Genomic DNA, 15,811 nt, shown 5'->3' with positions numbered 1-15,811 from the left:
GGCGGTCTCGCCGAGGACCCGGAGGCCGATGAGGGCAGCGTCACCCCAGGTCGGACTTCCGGGGGTCCGCCCCTTCCGCCACGTGGAGCCGGACCGACGAGTGGTCCAACTACCGCTCCACCTCCCGGGACACCGTCCACGTACTCCCCTCCCTGAACGAATCCCGCCACAGCGGCGGCGAGATGGGCGGCGACCAGCCCATCTCCCGGTGCCACGAGCAGCGGGAGGGCCGCTCCTTCCCGCAGGCGAACGGCCGCGTTCCGGCGGGAACGCGGCCGTTCACCCGCAGGTGGGACTCACTCCTCGCGCTGGGCAGTCCGCATCCGCCCGTACGCGTACACACACCCCGCCAGCGCCAGATCGGACAGCAGCATGAAACCGATCGCGTAACTGTCCTTCGCGCTGTAGATCGCGCCCATGACCAGCGGCGGCACGAACCCGCCGAGCCCGCCCATCGCCCCGACGATGCCCGTCACACTGCCCACCTTCGGCTGCGGCGTCACCTGCGAGACCAGGGCGAACACACTGCCGCTCGCGGTGCCGAGTCCGGCCGCCATGGCCAGCAGCGCGATCGTGCCGACCGGGTCCAGCGGCGGCTCGAAGGCCTGCACGATCGCCATCAGCGCGGCCAGCAGCAGCGCCACCGACGTCACCACCGCCGGGTGGATCCGGTCCGAGAGCCAGCCGCCGACCGGCCGGAAGACCACCGTGACCAGGGCGAAACCGGCGGCCTTGGTGCCCGCCTCGGTCGGTGACATCTCGTACCAGGTCTTCAGATACGTCGGCAGATAGACCCCGAACGCCACGATGCCGCCGAAGCCGATCGCGTACAGAGCCGACAGCTCCCAGGTAACCCGCAGCTTCCCGGCCTCGCCGAGCCGGTGCGCCAGCGTGTCCGTGGGAACCTTCCGGCCGGGGTGGTCGGTCACCAGCACGGCGGCCACCAGCGCGAACACCACCAGCGCCCCCGCCACCACCAGGAAGGGCAGATTGTCGCCGTGCTTCGCGATGCGCGGGGTGAAGTAGCCCGACAGCGCCACCCCGCCCATGCCCATCCCGAACACGCCCAGCGCGAAGCCTCGTTTGTGCGGCGGGAACCACGCGTTGACCAGCGGAACGCCGATCGCGAACGTCGTCCCGCCGAGCCCCAGCAGGAAGCCGACCGCGATCATCGCCCCGTACGAGTTCTTCGCCGGGATCAGGAGCAGCACCGGCACGATCGTCAGCGCGGAGACCAGCGGGAACATCAGCTTCGCGCCGTACTTGTCCGTCAGCGCCCCCACCGGGATCCGGCCCAGCGACCCGACCAGCACGGGCACGGCCACCAGGAACGACTGCTGGAACGAGCTGAGCCCGAGCCGGTCCTTGTAGTCCCCGGACATCGGCGCGATCAGATTCCACGCCCAGAAGGTCAGCGCGAAGCCGACCGTCGCCAGGACCAGATTCCGGTACGCGGCCGGGGACGGCGCCGCTGCCGCCGGGGCGGGGGAGGCGGGTGGCTCGGGGGACTGCTTGACAGAGGTGTCCACACCAGCAAGTCAAGGGCTCGGGACATCGCACGGCCCGTCGGACTGCGCCGACCGGGCGACAGCGGGCCGTCCCGGGCTTCCTCAGCCAATATCGCCGCAAGCTGGGACAATCGCCCTATGGATCGGCTGGACAGGGAAATCCTCGGCATTCTCCAGGAAGACGCCCGGATCTCGTACCGGGATCTGGGCGTACGCGTGGGGCTCAGCGCCAACGCGGCAGGTGACCGGGTCCGCCGGATGCGCCGCGACGGGGTCATCCGGGGCTTCACCGTTATCGTCGACCCGGCCGCCGACACCCGTTCGGGCCTGGTCGTCTTCATTGATGTGACGCTGCGCCTCGACACGACCAACGAGGAGTTCGAACGCTCGGTGCTGATGCTGCCCGGGATCACGGAGGTGGTGCACGTGACCGGCGGCCACGACTACCTGCTGCGGGCCACCGCCGCCGACCCGGGGGCGCTGGACAGCCTGCTGCGCCGGCTGAAACGGGAGGCGGGCGTCGCCCATTCCAACACCCGGGTCGCGCTGCGGGCGGCCCCGAAGCACTGAGGCCCTCGTCCGCCGGCCGGCCCCGGAGCACTGGGGCCCCTCTCCGGTCGGCCGGCCCCGGAGCACCGGGGCCCGCCGGCCGGGCGCGGGATCAGACCGGGGCCTGCCAGGTCACCGTCGTCGGCCGGCCGTCGTCCTCGCCGCGCCCGTCGTCCGCGACCACCAGCCGCACCCCGCTCCGCCCGTCCGGCAGCCGGACCGGGGCGTCCACCTCCACCTCGATGGCCGAGACCCCGGGCCTGCGGTGCGCGGCGGCCAGCGCCCCGCGCAGTGCCGCCAGCAGCTCCCGTCCCGTCTCCTCTCCCACCAGCGCGTCCACGGCCCCGGTGAACTGCACCGACGGCGGGAAGCCCAGCAGGGCCGCCGCGCCCCCGGTCTCCCGCAGCACTTGGCCCCGGAAGGTGCTCGGGGCGGCGGTGGGCGGCTGCTGAAGGGCGAAAATGGCGGTGCGAACCTCCTGGATGGTGGAGTCCAGCTCGTCCACGGCCCGCCCCAGCAGGACGTCGCTCTCCTCCTCCGAAGCCGCGCGCCGCCGGGTCGACTCCAGCATCATCTCGGTGGCGAAGAGCCGCTGGACCACCAGATCGTGCAGGTCACGGGCGATCCGGTCGCGGTCCTCGTACACCGCGAGCTGCTCCCGGTCGGCCTGCGCGTCCGCCAGCACCAGGGCGAGCGCCGCCTGCGAGGCGAACTGGGTCGCCAGCAGCCGGTCCAGATCCGTGTAGGGGCGCTCGCCGCGCCGCCGGGGCAGGGCGAGGGTGCCGATGAGCCGCCCGTCGCTCTGCAACGGCAGCATCATGCTCGGCCCGAAGCGGGAGCGTACGCCGGTGGTCATCCGGGGGTCGGTGGCCGAGTCGTCGATGAAGACCGGTTCGCCGCCGAGCAACTGGACGAGCACCGGTGAACCGGGCTCGATCACCGTGCCGACGATGCCCGCCGGATCGTCCGGCGTCGAGGCGGTGACGATCTCCATCCCGCCCTCCTCCGTCGGCTGGAGGATCACCCCGGCCGACGCATCCGCCAGCACCCGGGCCTGCTCGGCCACCGTCATCAGTGCGTCGGCCGCGTCGGTCCCGGTCAGCAGGGCCGTGGTGACGGCCGCCGCGCCCGCGATCCAGCGCTCGCGCTGCCGGGCCGTCCCGTACAGCCGGGCGTTGCCGATCGCGATGCCCGCCTGGGCGGCCAGGACCCGCAGCAGGCCCGCATCCGTGTCGGTGAACGGCCCCGGCCGCTTCCCGCCGACGCAGAGGTGGCCGAACACCTCGGTGTGCACCAGGATCGGTTCCCGAAGAAGGCTCCGCTCCACCTCCACCTCCGCCGCTCCGGTGGTGTACAGCGCGTCGATCCGGTCCCGGTCGGGTTCCAGCACCGCGAGCGCGCCGTGCCGGGCTTCGGTGAGAGCGGTCGCGGTCTCCACGATCTGCTGGAGGGTGGAGCCCAGATCGAGATCGCTGCCGACGCTGAGGACGGCCTCCAGCAGCATCGGCAGCCGCCCGACGGCGGCATCGGGCTCGGCCGGTCCGGACTCGGCCGGTCCGGGCTGAGAGGGTTCAGGCCGAGCCGGTCCGGACCGAGCCGGTCCGGTGTCGGCCGGTCCCGGCTCCACGGTCCCGGGCGTCCGTGCCGACGCGCTCACCCCGCCAGTGGGTTGAGGACCATCGGCTGGATCTTGCCGTCCAGCATCGCGCCCAGGCCGAGCACCGAACAGACGTCGGGGCGCTCCGCGATGTGCACCGGCATCCCGGTCGCGTCCCGCAGCATCTGGTCGAGGCCCGGGAGCAGCGCGCTGCCGCCGACCATCATGATCCCGCGGTCCGCGAGGTCGGCGACCAGGTCCGGCGGGCAGTCGCGGAGGACCTTGCCCACGCCGTCGAGCACCGCGGTGAGCGGGGTGTTGATGGCCTGCCGTACGGCGGCGGTGTCGACCTGCACCGTGCGGGCCAGGCCGGTCGCCACGTCGCGGCCGTGGATGTCGGTGAGGGCGGGACCGGTGAGCTGGAGCCCGTTGCCGTGCAGCGCCAGCTGGAGCGGGCGCACGGACTGGCTCGGCAGCAGCAGCTCGTGGTGCTGACGCAGGTACTGGATGATCGCCTCGTCGATCGCGTTGCCGCCCACCGGGATCCGCACGGCGGTGACGATCGAGCCGAGCGAGAGCACCGCGATCTGGGTGGTGGCGGCCCCGCACACCATGATCATGGTGGCGGTCGGCTGCTCGACCGGCAGCCCGCAGCCGACGGCCGCCGCGATCAGAGTGTCCACCAGCTCGACACGGCGGGCGCCGAGCCCGACCAGGGTCTCCACCGTCGCCCGCTGGGCCAGCGGATCGGCCTCGTGCGGGGTGCAGGCGGCGGCACGCAGCCGGGGTTTGCGGCGCAACTGGCGGCGGAGCTTGTCGCCCAGCAGATGACGCAGCATGCGCTGGGCCATCTCGATGTCGACGACGGTCCCGCCGGAGACCGGGCGGGCCACCCGGATGTACTCCGGGGTGCGGCCGGTCATCTGCTCGGCGAGCGCGCCGACGGCGATGAGGGAGCCGGTACGGGTGTTGACGGCGGCGACGCTCGGTTCGTCGACGACGAGCCCGAGCCCCTTCACGTACACCCGGGTCCTCGCGGCCCCGAGGTCGACGGCGACATGGCAACGCTGCAACTGCTCAAGGCTGACGGTCACGGCGATTCTCCCGAGCGCGCGGATGGAGGGGGCACCGGCGGCAGCCGGTATCTCTCTCGACAACTCTGACGCCGACCGGGCCGTCGCGCGCGTTGAGATGCGCCGGAAGGGGAGCAGGAGCTGACGCCTCTTCAGCTCACCCGCTCGGCAGCAGCCGCTGGAACAGGCCCCAGGTGAACTCGGCGACCCGCTCCCGGCCGGACTCGGGATCCGTGACGGCCAGCGCCCACCGGGTCGGAGCGCTGCCCTCCATCGGCCGGGCCGGAGGAAAGGCGCGGGCCGCCTCGTCCACGGTGCACGACCAGGGGAGCAGATCCGTTACGGAGGTGAGCCCCGGGCCCGCCGCGCCCGGGGCCCGGACCAGCCACTCGTTCCAGACGGCGCCGCCCGGTCCGGCCATCACCTCGAACCGCAGATCGGGCCAGAGCGGCACCGGCCACAGCAGCGCCTCGCACTCCAGGTCCCCGACGCGGCGCGGCAGGATCAGCTCCGGTTCGCCGAGGACCGAGCGGTAGCGCCGCAGCGCTCCCCGCCCCCGGGGCGCCCGCACCATGGCCTGCCAGCGGCGGTTGGCCTCCCGCAGGTCGGCGAGGGAGGCGCTCAGTTCGTGCCGGGCGTCCTCGACCAGGCCGGGCTGGAAGTCGGCCATCCGGCGCAGCAGGACGAGCTGGAACTGGAGCGGGCCGAAGGGGTCGGGAGTGCTCATGCCGCCCATCCTCCCGCGTGTCAGGCGTATCGGACCGGCTGTCCCCGGAATCCCGGCTTCCTCACACGATCCTCACCTGGGTGGCTTCCCCGGTTGTTCCGCGCCCGCCTAACCTGCGGGCGCCATGGATTACTGCCACCCGTGCCGACGGCATCTCAACGGAGCCCTGGCCTGCGCCGGGTGCGGTACGCCCGCCGAGGCGCTGGGCCCTTACGCGATGCCCGGGACCGCCGGTCCCGCCCCGGCCGGGCGGCACGGCGCGGACGTCCCCGTCGACGGGGACGACGCTCCCCGCCGCACCCGGCGGGACGCCCGGCGGTCCCGGGGTGACGCCGCCCGCAAACCCGGACGGACGTCCCGGAACGAGGCCGGCGGGGCGCCCCGGACGGGCGAGGCCGGCGGGGGCGCCCGGCGCGAAGCCGCCGCCCGCGGTTCCGACCGGGTGTCCGGGCGCGGCACCGCTCGCGGTCCCGACCGGGAGCCCCGCCGTGACGCCGCCCGTGAGCCCCGCCCCGGCTCCCGGCGGCGGGCCCGCGGCAGCCACCGGCGGCGCGGCCGGACCGTGCTGCTCGGGGTGCTCGGGCTGCTCCTCGCGGCGGGCGCCCTGAGCCTGGCGGAACTGGCCCTGGAGCCCGGGCGGGACGACACCGCGGCCGACTACGTCAGCGACGCGCCGGCCGACCCGGACGAGCCCGCGCCCGCGGAGACCTCCGCCGACGCACCCCGCGAGCCCGGCCCGGCCGGCTCCCGGACCGGGGACGCCACCGGCCCCGGCACGGACGAGAAACCGGCGGACGCCCGCAGCGAGAGCCCGGTCCCGTCCGGTTCGCCGAGCCCCGACGCCTCCACCACGGACGAGCCCACCGCCCCTCGGGACCCCGACGAGGCGGACCCGTCCGAGGCCCCGGGCAGCCCGCCCGCCGACCCGCCGGACCCGGGCGACCCGGGCGACCCGGGCGACCCGGAGGAGCCGACGACCGCGCCCGCACCCCCGCCGCCCCCGGCGGAGCCGACGCCCAGCCCGACCCCGTCCCCGACCTGCACCCGCTTCCTGTGGTGGTGCGCGTAAGCAGTGAGCGCGGCGCCTACGGGCTGTCCTCTCCCAGCATCCGACGCAGCAGATCCCGCAGCACCGTGCGCTCGTCGTCGGAGAGCCCGGCCAGCGGCTCCCGGGCGAAGTCCAGCGCGTCCCGCAGCTCACGGGCCGTACGCCTGCCCTGCTCCGTCGCGGCGGCCAGCTTCACCCGCCGGTCGGCCGGATCGGGCCGCCGCTCGACCAGGCCCCGGGCCTCCAGCCGGTCGATGATGCCGGTGACGTTCGAGGGCTCGCACTTCAGCCTGACGGCGATCTTCCGCATCGGCAGGGGCTCCAGCGAGAGCACCCCGAGCACCCGCGCCTGCGCGCCCGTGAGGGAGTGCTCGGCGGCGGCCCGGTCGTACTCCTCGTGGTAGCGCGCCACGACGGCGCCGATGAGTTCGACGACCTCGAGGGTCAGGGGGTCTGTGCGAGTGGCCATGGACGACAGCGTACCGATTTACTTGACATCCTGAAATATTCAGGAGCATGGTTGTTTCATGTCATGAAGCTTTTCGTGCCGTGCGGCGCGGAGGCTCACCCCCGTAGGACATTGAGGAGAACCCGAGCCCATGTCTGCAGCACTTCCCACGTCCAGCCGCGAATGGCACCTCGTCGCCCGCCCGCACGGCTGGCCCAAGGCCGAGGACTTCGCGCTGCGTGAGGCCGCGGTGGCCGCTCCGGCCGAAGGCCGCATCCTCGTCCGGAACAAGTACTTCTCGGTCGACCCGTACATGCGCGGCCGGATGAACGACGTGAAGTCCTACACCCCGCCCTTCAAGCTCGACCACCCCATGGACGGCGGCGCGGTCGGCGAGGTCATCGCCTCGAACGCCGAGGGCTTCGCCGTCGGCGACCACGTCCTGCACGGTCTCGGCTGGCGCGAGATCGCCGACCTGCCCGCCAAGCACGCGGTGAAGGTCGACCCCGACATCGCCCCGCTCTCCGCCTATCTCGGCGTGCTCGGCATGCCCGGACTCACCGCCTACGCGGGCCTGTTCGAGGTCGCCTCCTTCAAGGAGGGCGACGCGGTCTTCGTCTCCGGCGCGGCCGGGGCCGTCGGCAGTCAGGTCGGCCAGCTGGCGAAGCTCAAGGGCGCCTCCCGGGTCATCGGCTCCGCGGGCTCCGACGAGAAGGTCAAGCTCCTCGTCGAGGAGTACGGCTTCGACGCCGCGTTCAACTACAAGAACGGGCCGGTCCGCGACCAGCTCAAGAAGGCCGCCCCCGACGGCATCGACGTCTACTTCGACAACGTCGGCGGCGAGCACCTCGAAGCCGCGATCTCCTCGCTCAACGTGCACGGCCGCGCCACCATCTGCGGCATGATCGCCCAGTACAACTCCACCGAGCCGACCCCCGGTCCGAGCAACATGGCGCTCATCATCGGCAAGCGGCTGCGCCTCCAGGGCATGCTCGTCGGCGACCACGCCCATCTCCAGGAGCAGTTCGTCCAGGAGGTCGCCGGCTGGCTGGCCTCGGGCGAGCTGAAGTTCCAGGAGACCAAGGTCGAGGGCATCGAGAAGGGGTACGACGCCTTCGTCGGCCTGCTGCGCGGCGAGAACACCGGCAAGATGATCGTCTCCCTGGTCTGACCCGCCTCCTGCCGTTCGCCGGGCATCGACCGCGCGTTAGGCTCGTCCGCAGGCCGTCGCGATCGTGGGCGCGAGTCGCGGCGCACCAACCGGAGGAATCGTCACACCATGACCATCCAGAAGATCGACGTCGCCTACACCGCCGTGGCCACCGCCGAGAACGGCCGCGACGGCCGGGTCTCCTCCGACGACGGTCAGCTCGACGTCGTCGTGAACCCGCCGAAGGCCCTGGGCGGCAGCGGCGCGGGCACCAACCCCGAGCAGCTCTTCGCGGCGGGCTACAGCGCCTGCTTCCAGGGCGCGCTGGGCGTCGTCGCCCGCCAGGAGAAGGCCGACATATCCGGCTCGACCGTGACCGCCTCGGTCTCCATCGGCAAGACCGAGGCCGGCGGCTTCGGCCTGGAGGTCGCGATCAGCGCCTCCATCCCGAACGTCGACGCCGCCACCGCGCAGGCGCTCATCGAGAAGGCCCACCAGGTCTGCCCGTACTCGAACGCCACCCGCGGCAACATCAAGGTCGAGCTCTCGGTCGCCTGACCGTCAGGGACTCCACACGCGAGGACCGCACTCCTGCCAGGGGTACGGTCCTCGCGGCCGTTCCGCACGTCGTACGCTGACGCCCATGAGCGATCTCGGGGCAGGATTCGGCTACTTGATGAAGGGGCAGCGCTGGGTTGCCCAGCACGGACGGTGGTTCGGCTTCGGGCTGCTGCCCGGACTCGTCACCCTCGTCGTCTACGCCGGAGCCCTGGTCGGACTCGGCTACGGGGCCGACGACCTCGTCGGCTGGGCGACCCCGTTCGCCGACGACTGGTCCTCGCCCTGGCAGGGCCTCCTGCGCACCGGGCTGACCGCGCTCGTCTTCGTCCTCGGCCTGTTCCTCGCGGTCATCACCTTCACCGCCGTGACCCTCCTGGTCGGCCAGCCCTTCTACGAATCGCTCTCCGAGGAGGTCGACCGCAGCGAGGGCGGCGAGGTCCCCGAGTCCGGCCTGCCGCTCTGGCGGGAGCTGTGGATCTCCGCCCGCGACTCCGTACGCATCCTGCTGCGCGTCGCCCTGTACGGGATCATCCTCTTCGCCTGCGGTTTCATCCCGGTCGTCGGGCAGACCGTGGTCCCCGCGATCGGCTTCTGCGTCTCCGGCTACTTCCTGTCCGAGGAGCTGACCGCCGTCGCCCTCCAGCGCCGGGGCATGGTCCTCAAGGACCGCCTCGTCCTGCTCCGCGGCCGCCGGATGCTGGCGCTCGGCTTCGGCGTCCCGCTGGTCCTGTCCTTCCTCGTCCCGTTCGTCGCGGTGTTCCTGATGCCGGGGGCCGTCGCCGGGGCCACCCTGCTCGCCCGCGACCTGGTGGACCCGGATCCGGCTCCGGACGCGGAGCCGGACCCCGGTCCCGGCACCGCCGACAGCGGTGACGCTCCGGCACCCCGGGCGTGGTCCGCGTGACCGAGCTGCTGGCGGTCGCCGCCATCACCGTCCTCGCGGTCGTCTCCCCGGGCGCCGACTTCGCCATGGTCGTCCGCAACAGCTATCTGTACGGGCGCACCACCGGCGTCCTCGCGGCCGCCGGCGTCGCCGGGGGTGTCCTGGTCCACGTCACGTACACGATGCTCGGCGTCGGGCTGCTCATCGCCTCCTCGACCGCCCTGTTCACCGCGGTCAAGCTGGCCGGAGCCGCCTATCTGATCTACATCGGGGTGCGCACCTTCCTGGCCCGCGCCGACCTCGACGTCGACCTGTCGGACCGGCCCGGGCTCTCCCGGTCCGGGGCGCTGCGCAGCGGCTTCCTGACCAACGCGCTCAACCCGAAGACGACCCTGTTCGTCGTCGCGACCTTCACCCAGGTCGTCGGCCCCGACACCGCGCTGTGGCAGCAGGCGGGGTACGGACTGTTCATGTCCGCCGCCCACCTCGGCTGGTTCGCCCTGGTCGCGCTGTTCTTCTCGCACTCCCGGCTGCGCGGCGCGATGCTGCGCCGGCAGAAGGCGCTGAACCGCTCGATCGGCTCGGTCCTGGTCGGCCTCGGCGTCACCCTGGGCCTGGCCCGCTGAACGGAGCGCGGCAGAGAGCGGGTCCTCAGCGCACCGAGAACGCGTACACGGTGCGCGAGGCGAACTCCTCGCCCGGCCGGAGCACCGTCGACGGGAACTCCGGCCGGTTCGGCGAGTCGGGGAAGTGCTGGGTCTCCAGCGCGATCCCGGCGCACGGCCCGAACGGCCGCCCGTCGAAGTGGTCGGCCGTGTACAGCTGGAGCCCCGGCTCGGTGGTCCGTACGGTCAGCACCCGCCCGGACCAGGCGTCGTACAGCTCGGCGGCGACGGCGTCCCCGCCCCGCGCCCCCTCCTCCAGCACCATGTTCTGGTCGTACCCCGCGCCCACCGCCCGCGTCCGACGGAAGTCGAACCGGGTCCCGGCCACCGACGCCACCTCACCGGTCGGCACCGACGCCCCGTCCACCGGGGTGAAGTGCCCCGCCGCGATCCGCAGTTGCTGCCCCAGCGCGCTTCCGCTGCCCGCGCCCGCCAGGTTCCAGTACAGATGGCTGGTCGGGTTCAGCACGGTCGGCGCGTCGGTCACCGCCCGGTGGTCGAGCACCAACTCCCCGCCGGGACCCAGGGTGTACGTCACCGAGAAGTCGAGCCGCCCCGGATACCCCTCGTCGCCGTCCGCCGAGACCAGGGACATCCGCACCCCGCCCGGCACCGCCACCGCGTCCCACACCCGCTTGTCGAAGCCCCTGGCCCCGCCGTGCAGATGGGTGTCGCCCTCGTTGGCCGTCAGCCGGTGCGTACGCCCGTCCAGGACGAAGGACGCGCCTCCGATCCGGTTCGCGTACCGCCCGACGACCGCGCCGAAGTAGGGGCCCGGGAACTCCTCGTACCCCGCGACATCCGGCAGCCCCAGCGCCACCGGGGCCCGGGAGCCGTCCCGGCCCGGCGTCTCCACCGACTGCACGATCGCGCCGTACGTCAGGACCCGCACCCGGACCCCGTCCCGCTCCAGCGTCCACCGGCGGACGGGCGTCCCGTCCGCGAGCGCGCCGAAGTCCTCAGCCTGTACCGCCGTGTCCGTGCCCGTGCCGATGGTCATGGTCATCGACCCTACGCGGGCGGCTCCGCCGCCGTGACGTTGCGGTAGGCGATCTCCGCCAGCCGTGCCTGGCCGTCGCGGCTCGGGTGGAACCAGTCCCACGGGCTGAGCTGCGTCCCGGTGAACCGGAAGTCGAACACCGCCCCGCCGTCGTACCGGCAGTGACGATCCTTCGCGCACACGTCCCGCAGCACGTCGTTGTACGCCACCACCCGGTCCTGCACCGCGTCCCGCCGGGCCACGGCGGCGGGTCCGAGGTCGTCCGCGTCGGCGAGCATGGACTGACAGATCCCGAGGTCCCAGATCTTCTTGCCCAGCTCGTTCACCCGCCCCGTCGACCAGAGCCGCTTCAGGTCCGGCACGCTGGAGACGTACACCTGCGCCTTCGGCGCCCCCGCCCGCAGCTGCCGCATCGACGCCTCGAACGACGCCCGGAAGTCCGCCACCGGCGTCATCAGCCGCACCGAGTCCCGGCACGCGTCGTTCGCGCCCGTCATCACCGTCACCAGCTCCGGCCGCTCCTTCGCCGCCCGCGCCATCTGCTCGGGCAACTGGACCATCCGCGACCCCGACACCGCGAGGTTCCAGCTGCGGTCCACCGCCCTCGACGGGCCGAGGAGCCGCACCGCGAGACTGCGCACGGTGTCGTCCGTGCCGGTCGCCCACGACACCTCCGGGCAGTCGGCCAGCACCGAGCAGGCGTCGAAGCCCCGGGTGATCGAGTCCCCGACCGCCGCGATCGACCCGGGCCGGGGGTTCCAGTCCGGGGTGGGGGAGGGGGACGGCGACGCGCTGCGCGAGGCGGGCGCGTTCTGCGACACGCCGCCCTCCGGGCCACCGCCGGAGCATCCGGCCAGCGCGGCGACGCCGAGCGACGAGAGCACCGTCAGCGCGGCGGCAGCGGTACGCATCCGTGGGCGTGTCGCACGCTCCGGCATCGGTCGGATCCCCTCCGGTCAACCTGTGGCGTATGCCTCTGGACATGCCCCTGGCAAGCACATGATCCCCAGGTCGGGGCCGTGCGCGCCCTGCCGGGTGAAACCCGGCGCACCAGGGGCCTGAGACCGACGGTACGTCACACGGACGGCCCCGGCGCACGGTAGCTTTTCCCCGTCGAACCAGTGGCGTTCCGCCCGCCCGCACACACACGGACGGCTCCGGTACATTACGTCACGTCACATACTGTCCCTTTTCAGGAGATTAACTCCCGATGCTGTTTACTGATGACAACCTCGGGCTCTGGCCGGAAAGAGGCGGTACGGACGCGAGGCCGCTGGGGAAGGCGTACCTCGTCCCACACGGGAGGTTCCGGTGACGACACGTGGAGTCCTGTACGTTCACTCCGCACCGCGCGCGCTGTGCCCACATGTCGAGTGGGCCGTGGCGGGCGTCCTCGGTGTGCGGGTCCAGCTGGACTGGATCAGACAGCCGGCCGCGCCCGGCACCTGGCGGTCCGAGTTCTCCTGGAAGGGCCGCGCCGGCACCGCCTCGCAGCTCGCCTCGGCCCTGCGCGGCTGGGATCTGCTGCGCTTCGAGGTGACCGCCGAGCCGTGCCCCACCGCCGAGGGCGAGCGCTACAGCTCCACCCCCGGCCTCGGCATCTTCCACGCCGTCACCGGCATGCACGGCGACATCCTGGTCCCCGAGGACCGGCTGCGGGCCGCCCTGGCGCGTTCGGTGCGCGGCGAGAGCGACCTGGAGGCCGAGATCGCGTCCCTGCTCGGCAAGCCGTGGGACGACGAGCTGGAGTCCTTCCGCCACGCGGGCGAGGGCGCGCCGGTCCGCTGGCTCCACCAGGTCGTGTGACCTTCCCGGGGCGCTGCCCCGAATCCCCCTCCTCGATCGCCGGTGGGGCTTGGACATGCGGAAGCCCGCCTCCCGGGAACCGGGAAGCGGGCTTCACTGCGTAAGGCGTCACACGGACCGGAACGCCAGCACCACGTTGTGCCCACCGAACCCGAACGAGTTGTTGATCGCCGCGATCGGCCCCTCGGGCAGGGCCCGGGGCTCACCGCGCACGATGTCCGCCTCGATCGCCTCGTCGAGGTCGTCGACGTTGATGGTCGGCGGGGCCGTGCGGTGGTGCAGCGCGAGGACGGTGGCCACCGTCTCGATACCGCCCGCGCCACCCAGCAGGTGCCCCGTCATCGACTTCGTCGCGGAGATCGCGACATGGTCCAGGTCGTCGCCCAGCACCTTCCGCAGCGCCTTGACCTCCGCGATGTCACCCTGGGGCGTCGACGTGGCGTGCGCGTTGAGGTGGACCACCTCGGACGGCTTGAGGTCGCTGGTGTCCAGCAGGTTCTGCATCGCGGCGGCGATGCCCCGCCCGGTGGGCTCGGGCTGCGCGATGTGGTGGGCGTCGGCCGACAGACCCTGGCCCAGCACCTCGCAGTAGACCTTCGCGCCGCGCTTCGCGGCGTGCTCGGCGGACTCCAGGATGACGACGCCCGCACCCTCGCCGAGGACGAACCCGTCCCGGCCGGTGTCGTACGGGCGCGAGGCCTTCTCGGGCTCGTCGTTGTTCTTGGACATCGCCATCATGTTGGCGAACGCGGCGATCGGCAGCGGGTGGATCGCCGCCTCGGTGCCACCGGCGACGACCACGTCGGCACGGCCGGTACGGATCATCTCGACGGCGTACCCGATGGCCTCCGCGCCGGACGCGCAGGCGGAGACGGGGGTGTGGACACCGGCCTGGGCGTTGACCTCCAGGCCGACGTTGGCCGCCGGGCCGTTGGGCATGAGCATGGGCACGGTGTGCGGGGAGACGCGGCGTACGCCCTTCTCCTTCAGTACGTCGTACTGGTCGAGCAGGGTGATCACGCCGCCGATGCCGGAGGCGATGACCGAACCGAGGCGCTCGGGGGCGATGGCCTCGTCCTCGCCCGCCTTGGCGGTGAAGCCCGCGTCCGCCCAGGCCTCGCGGGCGGCGATCAGCGCGAACTGCGCCGAGCGGTCCAGCTTGCGGGCCAGCGGGCGGGGAAGGACCTCGCCCGGGTCGACGGCCGCGAGGGCGGCGATCCGGACGGGCAGGTCGGCGAAGCGCTCGCCTTCGAGAGGCTTGACGCCGGACCGGCCGGCCATCAGACCTTCCCAGGTCGATGCGGAGTCGCCACCCAGCGGAGTGGTTGCGCCGATACCGGTGACGACCACGGTGCGATTGGTCGAGTTCACTGGAAAATCTTCTCCACGTGTAGAGGGTCGTGAATCAGCGGCGCCACCGCCGGGTGGCGACACAGCCGGGCTGGGATCAGCCCTGGTGCTTCAGGATGTAGTCGGCGGCGTCGCCGACCGTCTTGAGGTTCTTGACGTCCTCGTCGGGGATCTTCACGTCGAAGCGCTCCTCGGCGGCGACGACGACCTCGACCATGGACAGCGAGTCGACGTCCAGGTCGTCGGTGAAGGACTTGCCCAGCTCGACGTCCTCCTCCGGGATACCGGCGATCTCGTTGACGATCTCGGCGAGACCCTTGACGATCTCTTCCTGCGTGGCGGCCATCTTGGCGCTCCTTCGGTGGGTTTCTTCGGTGTTCGTAGCTACGGACCCAAAGGTCCGGTGTGCCTAGGGGAGAGTAACGACCGTCGCGGCGTAGACGAGACCCGCCCCGAAGCCGATGACGAGCGCGGTGTCGCCGCTCTTCGCCTGACCCGTCGCCAGGAGCCGCTCCATGGCGAGCGGGATCGAGGCGGCGGACGTGTTGCCGGTGGACTCGATGTCACGGGCGACCGTGACGTGCTCCGGCAGCTTCAGGGTCTTCACCATCGAGTCGATGATCCGCATGTTGGCCTGGTGCGGGATGAAGACGTCCAGGTCCTCCGGGGCGATCCCGGCCGCGTCCAGCGCCTGCTGGGCGACCTTCGCCATCTCGAAGACGGCCCAGCGGAAGACCGCCTGGCCCTCCTGCGTGATGGCGGGGAACTTGACCTCGCCCTTCGAGTCGAGCGGCAGCTGCGAGACGTCGCCGAGGCGGAACTCGTTCCAGCCGACCGTCTGCTTGATGGTCTCGGACTTGTCGCCCTCGGAGCCCCACACGGTCGGGCCGATGGCCGGCTCCTGGGAGGGGCCCACGACGACCGCGCCCGCGCCGTCACCGAACAGGAAGGCCGTCGCACGGTCCTCCAGGTCGGTCAGGTCGCTGAGCCGCTCCACGCCGATCACCAGGACGTACTCCGCCGAGCCCTCGACGACCATGCCCTTGGCGAGGGTGAGGCCGTAGCCGAAGCCCGCGCAGCCGGCCGAGATGTCGAAGGCGGCGGGCTTGCCCGCGCCGATCCTGTGCGCGATCTCGGTGGCGACGGCCGGGGTCTGCTTGAAGTGCGAGACGGTCGAGACGACGACCGCGCCGATCTGCTCGGGATCGATGCCCGCGTCGGCGATGGCCTTGCCGGACGCCTCGATCGACATCGCGGCCACGGTCTCCTCCTCGGAGGCCCAGTGGCGGGTGACGATGCCGGAGCGGGAGCGGATCCACTCGTCGGACGAGTCGATCGTCTCGAGGATCACCTCGTTCGGCACGACCCGGGTCGGGCGGTAGCCGCCGACCCCGAGGATCCGTGCGTACGGGGCGCCCTTGCTGGGCTTGATCTTCGACATGCTCG

At 72.4% G+C, this 15,811-nt stretch carries 17 protein-coding genes; 7 read left to right on the top strand and 10 right to left on the bottom strand.

The window, feature by feature from the left end; translation table 11 throughout:
* Positions 1–296 precede the first annotated feature (296 nt).
* On the bottom strand, positions 297–1,529 hold the full coding sequence (locus CCZ36_RS08865) for a nitrate/nitrite transporter (RefSeq protein WP_128817403.1): 1,233 nt from the start codon (positions 1,527–1,529) through the stop codon (positions 297–299).
* A 117-nt stretch (positions 1,530–1,646) separates the two neighbouring features.
* On the opposite strand from CCZ36_RS08865, the gene CCZ36_RS08860 reads away from it, so the two are divergent.
* A complete protein-coding gene (locus tag CCZ36_RS08860) occupies positions 1,647–2,078 on the top strand; it encodes an Lrp/AsnC family transcriptional regulator (RefSeq protein WP_006124231.1) in 432 nt (143 codons plus the stop codon).
* Positions 2,079–2,169: 91 nt separating this feature from the next.
* Here CCZ36_RS08860 and CCZ36_RS08855 read toward each other — a convergent pair whose 3' ends face one another.
* The 3 genes from CCZ36_RS08855 to CCZ36_RS08845 form a co-directional block, all read right to left on the bottom strand.
* The gene (locus CCZ36_RS08855; RefSeq protein ID WP_206515798.1) at positions 2,170–3,561 is read right to left on the bottom strand and encodes a sensor histidine kinase; all 1,392 of its coding nucleotides are present in this window, start codon (positions 3,559–3,561) and stop codon (positions 2,170–2,172) included.
* Positions 3,562–3,710: 149 nt separating this feature from the next.
* A complete protein-coding gene (locus CCZ36_RS08850; protein WP_069742372.1) occupies positions 3,711–4,748 on the bottom strand; it encodes a rod shape-determining protein in 1,038 nt (345 codons plus the stop codon).
* Positions 4,749–4,884: 136 nt separating this feature from the next.
* Positions 4,885–5,454, bottom strand: a complete 570-nt coding sequence (locus tag CCZ36_RS08845; RefSeq protein WP_128817402.1) for a hypothetical protein — start codon at positions 5,452–5,454, stop codon at positions 4,885–4,887.
* Between the two features lie 124 nt (positions 5,455–5,578).
* Between CCZ36_RS08845 and CCZ36_RS08840 the strand changes: the two genes are divergently transcribed.
* Entirely contained in the window at positions 5,579–6,523 is a 945-nt protein-coding gene (locus CCZ36_RS08840) for an SCO2400 family protein (RefSeq protein ID WP_128817401.1), read from the top strand.
* A gap of 16 nt (positions 6,524–6,539) precedes the next feature.
* Here CCZ36_RS08840 and CCZ36_RS08835 read toward each other — a convergent pair whose 3' ends face one another.
* Positions 6,540–6,971, bottom strand: coding sequence for a MarR family winged helix-turn-helix transcriptional regulator (locus tag CCZ36_RS08835; RefSeq protein WP_069738537.1), 432 nt, complete (start codon positions 6,969–6,971; stop codon positions 6,540–6,542).
* 130 nt (positions 6,972–7,101) lie between these two features.
* On the opposite strand from CCZ36_RS08835, the gene CCZ36_RS08830 reads away from it, so the two are divergent.
* From CCZ36_RS08830 to CCZ36_RS08815, 4 genes are all read left to right on the top strand, one after another.
* A complete protein-coding gene (locus tag CCZ36_RS08830; protein ID WP_069738536.1) occupies positions 7,102–8,121 on the top strand; it encodes an NADP-dependent oxidoreductase in 1,020 nt (339 codons plus the stop codon).
* 108 nt (positions 8,122–8,229) lie between these two features.
* The gene (locus tag CCZ36_RS08825; protein WP_069738535.1) at positions 8,230–8,658 is read left to right on the top strand and encodes an organic hydroperoxide resistance protein; all 429 of its coding nucleotides are present in this window, start codon (positions 8,230–8,232) and stop codon (positions 8,656–8,658) included.
* Positions 8,659–8,743: 85 nt separating this feature from the next.
* Positions 8,744–9,565, top strand: a complete 822-nt coding sequence (locus tag CCZ36_RS08820) for an EI24 domain-containing protein (protein ID WP_069738534.1) — start codon at positions 8,744–8,746, stop codon at positions 9,563–9,565.
* Positions 9,562–10,170 carry a LysE family transporter gene (locus CCZ36_RS08815; RefSeq protein ID WP_069738541.1) on the top strand — a complete coding sequence of 203 codons (609 nt, stop codon included), beginning with the start codon at positions 9,562–9,564 and terminating at the stop codon, positions 10,168–10,170. The genes CCZ36_RS08820 and CCZ36_RS08815 overlap by 4 nt, the downstream gene beginning before the upstream one ends.
* 25 nt (positions 10,171–10,195) lie before the next feature.
* On the opposite strand, the gene CCZ36_RS08810 is transcribed toward CCZ36_RS08815, so the two are convergent.
* Positions 10,196–11,215 carry an aldose epimerase family protein gene (locus tag CCZ36_RS08810; protein WP_069738533.1) on the bottom strand — a complete coding sequence of 340 codons (1,020 nt, stop codon included), beginning with the start codon at positions 11,213–11,215 and terminating at the stop codon, positions 10,196–10,198.
* Positions 11,216–11,220: 5 nt separating this feature from the next.
* A complete protein-coding gene (locus CCZ36_RS08805; RefSeq protein WP_176735276.1) occupies positions 11,221–12,120 on the bottom strand; it encodes an SGNH/GDSL hydrolase family protein in 900 nt (299 codons plus the stop codon).
* A 400-nt stretch (positions 12,121–12,520) separates the two neighbouring features.
* Here CCZ36_RS08805 and CCZ36_RS08800 point away from each other — a divergent pair, with 400 nt between their 5' ends.
* Positions 12,521–13,015, top strand: a complete 495-nt coding sequence (locus tag CCZ36_RS08800) for a DUF3145 domain-containing protein (protein ID WP_032761950.1) — start codon at positions 12,521–12,523, stop codon at positions 13,013–13,015.
* A gap of 108 nt (positions 13,016–13,123) precedes the next feature.
* Here the strand turns inward: CCZ36_RS08800 and fabF are convergent, their stop codons facing one another.
* The 3 genes from fabF to CCZ36_RS08785 all read right to left on the bottom strand — a co-directional run bounded on the left by fabF (position 13,124) and on the right by CCZ36_RS08785 (position 15,806).
* Positions 13,124–14,386 (bottom strand): beta-ketoacyl-ACP synthase II, encoded by a 1,263-nt coding sequence (gene fabF / locus CCZ36_RS08795; RefSeq protein ID WP_069738531.1) that lies wholly within the window; start codon positions 14,384–14,386, stop codon positions 13,124–13,126.
* Between the two features lie 76 nt (positions 14,387–14,462).
* Complete coding sequence (locus tag CCZ36_RS08790; RefSeq protein WP_006124218.1) at positions 14,463–14,711, bottom strand: acyl carrier protein; 249 nt, start codon at positions 14,709–14,711, stop codon at positions 14,463–14,465.
* Positions 14,712–14,774: 63 nt separating this feature from the next.
* The gene (locus CCZ36_RS08785; protein WP_065490878.1) at positions 14,775–15,806 is read right to left on the bottom strand and encodes a ketoacyl-ACP synthase III; all 1,032 of its coding nucleotides are present in this window, start codon (positions 15,804–15,806) and stop codon (positions 14,775–14,777) included.
* Positions 15,807–15,811: the final 5 nt, after the last annotated feature.

The sequence above is a fragment of the Streptomyces sp. S063 genome (genome assembly GCF_002832675.1).
Lineage (GTDB): Bacteria > Actinomycetota > Actinomycetes > Streptomycetales > Streptomycetaceae > Streptomyces > Streptomyces sindenensis.
This window is presented reverse-complemented; position numbering and strand designations above follow the sequence as displayed.

Coding starts and splice junctions, on each gene's coding strand:
- CCZ36_RS08860 (WP_006124231.1), top strand. CDS start 1,647: ATGGATCGGCTGGACAGGGAAATCCTCGGCATTCTCCAGGAAGACGCC.
- CCZ36_RS08855 (WP_206515798.1), bottom strand. CDS start 3,561: ATGCTGCTGGAGGCCGTCCTCAGCGTCGGCAGCGATCTCGATCTGGGC.
- CCZ36_RS08845 (WP_128817402.1), bottom strand. CDS start 5,454: ATGAGCACTCCCGACCCCTTCGGCCCGCTCCAGTTCCAGCTCGTCCTG.
- CCZ36_RS08840 (WP_128817401.1), top strand. CDS start 5,579: ATGGATTACTGCCACCCGTGCCGACGGCATCTCAACGGAGCCCTGGCC.
- CCZ36_RS08835 (WP_069738537.1), bottom strand. CDS start 6,971: ATGGCCACTCGCACAGACCCCCTGACCCTCGAGGTCGTCGAACTCATC.
- CCZ36_RS08830 (WP_069738536.1), top strand. CDS start 7,102: ATGTCTGCAGCACTTCCCACGTCCAGCCGCGAATGGCACCTCGTCGCC.
- CCZ36_RS08825 (WP_069738535.1), top strand. CDS start 8,230: ATGACCATCCAGAAGATCGACGTCGCCTACACCGCCGTGGCCACCGCC.
- CCZ36_RS08820 (WP_069738534.1), top strand. CDS start 8,744: ATGAGCGATCTCGGGGCAGGATTCGGCTACTTGATGAAGGGGCAGCGC.
- CCZ36_RS08810 (WP_069738533.1), bottom strand. CDS start 11,215: ATGACCATGACCATCGGCACGGGCACGGACACGGCGGTACAGGCTGAG.
- CCZ36_RS08805 (WP_176735276.1), bottom strand. CDS start 12,120: ATGCGTACCGCTGCCGCCGCGCTGACGGTGCTCTCGTCGCTCGGCGTC.
- CCZ36_RS08790 (WP_006124218.1), bottom strand. CDS start 14,711: ATGGCCGCCACGCAGGAAGAGATCGTCAAGGGTCTCGCCGAGATCGTC.
- CCZ36_RS08785 (WP_065490878.1), bottom strand. CDS start 15,806: ATGTCGAAGATCAAGCCCAGCAAGGGCGCCCCGTACGCACGGATCCTC.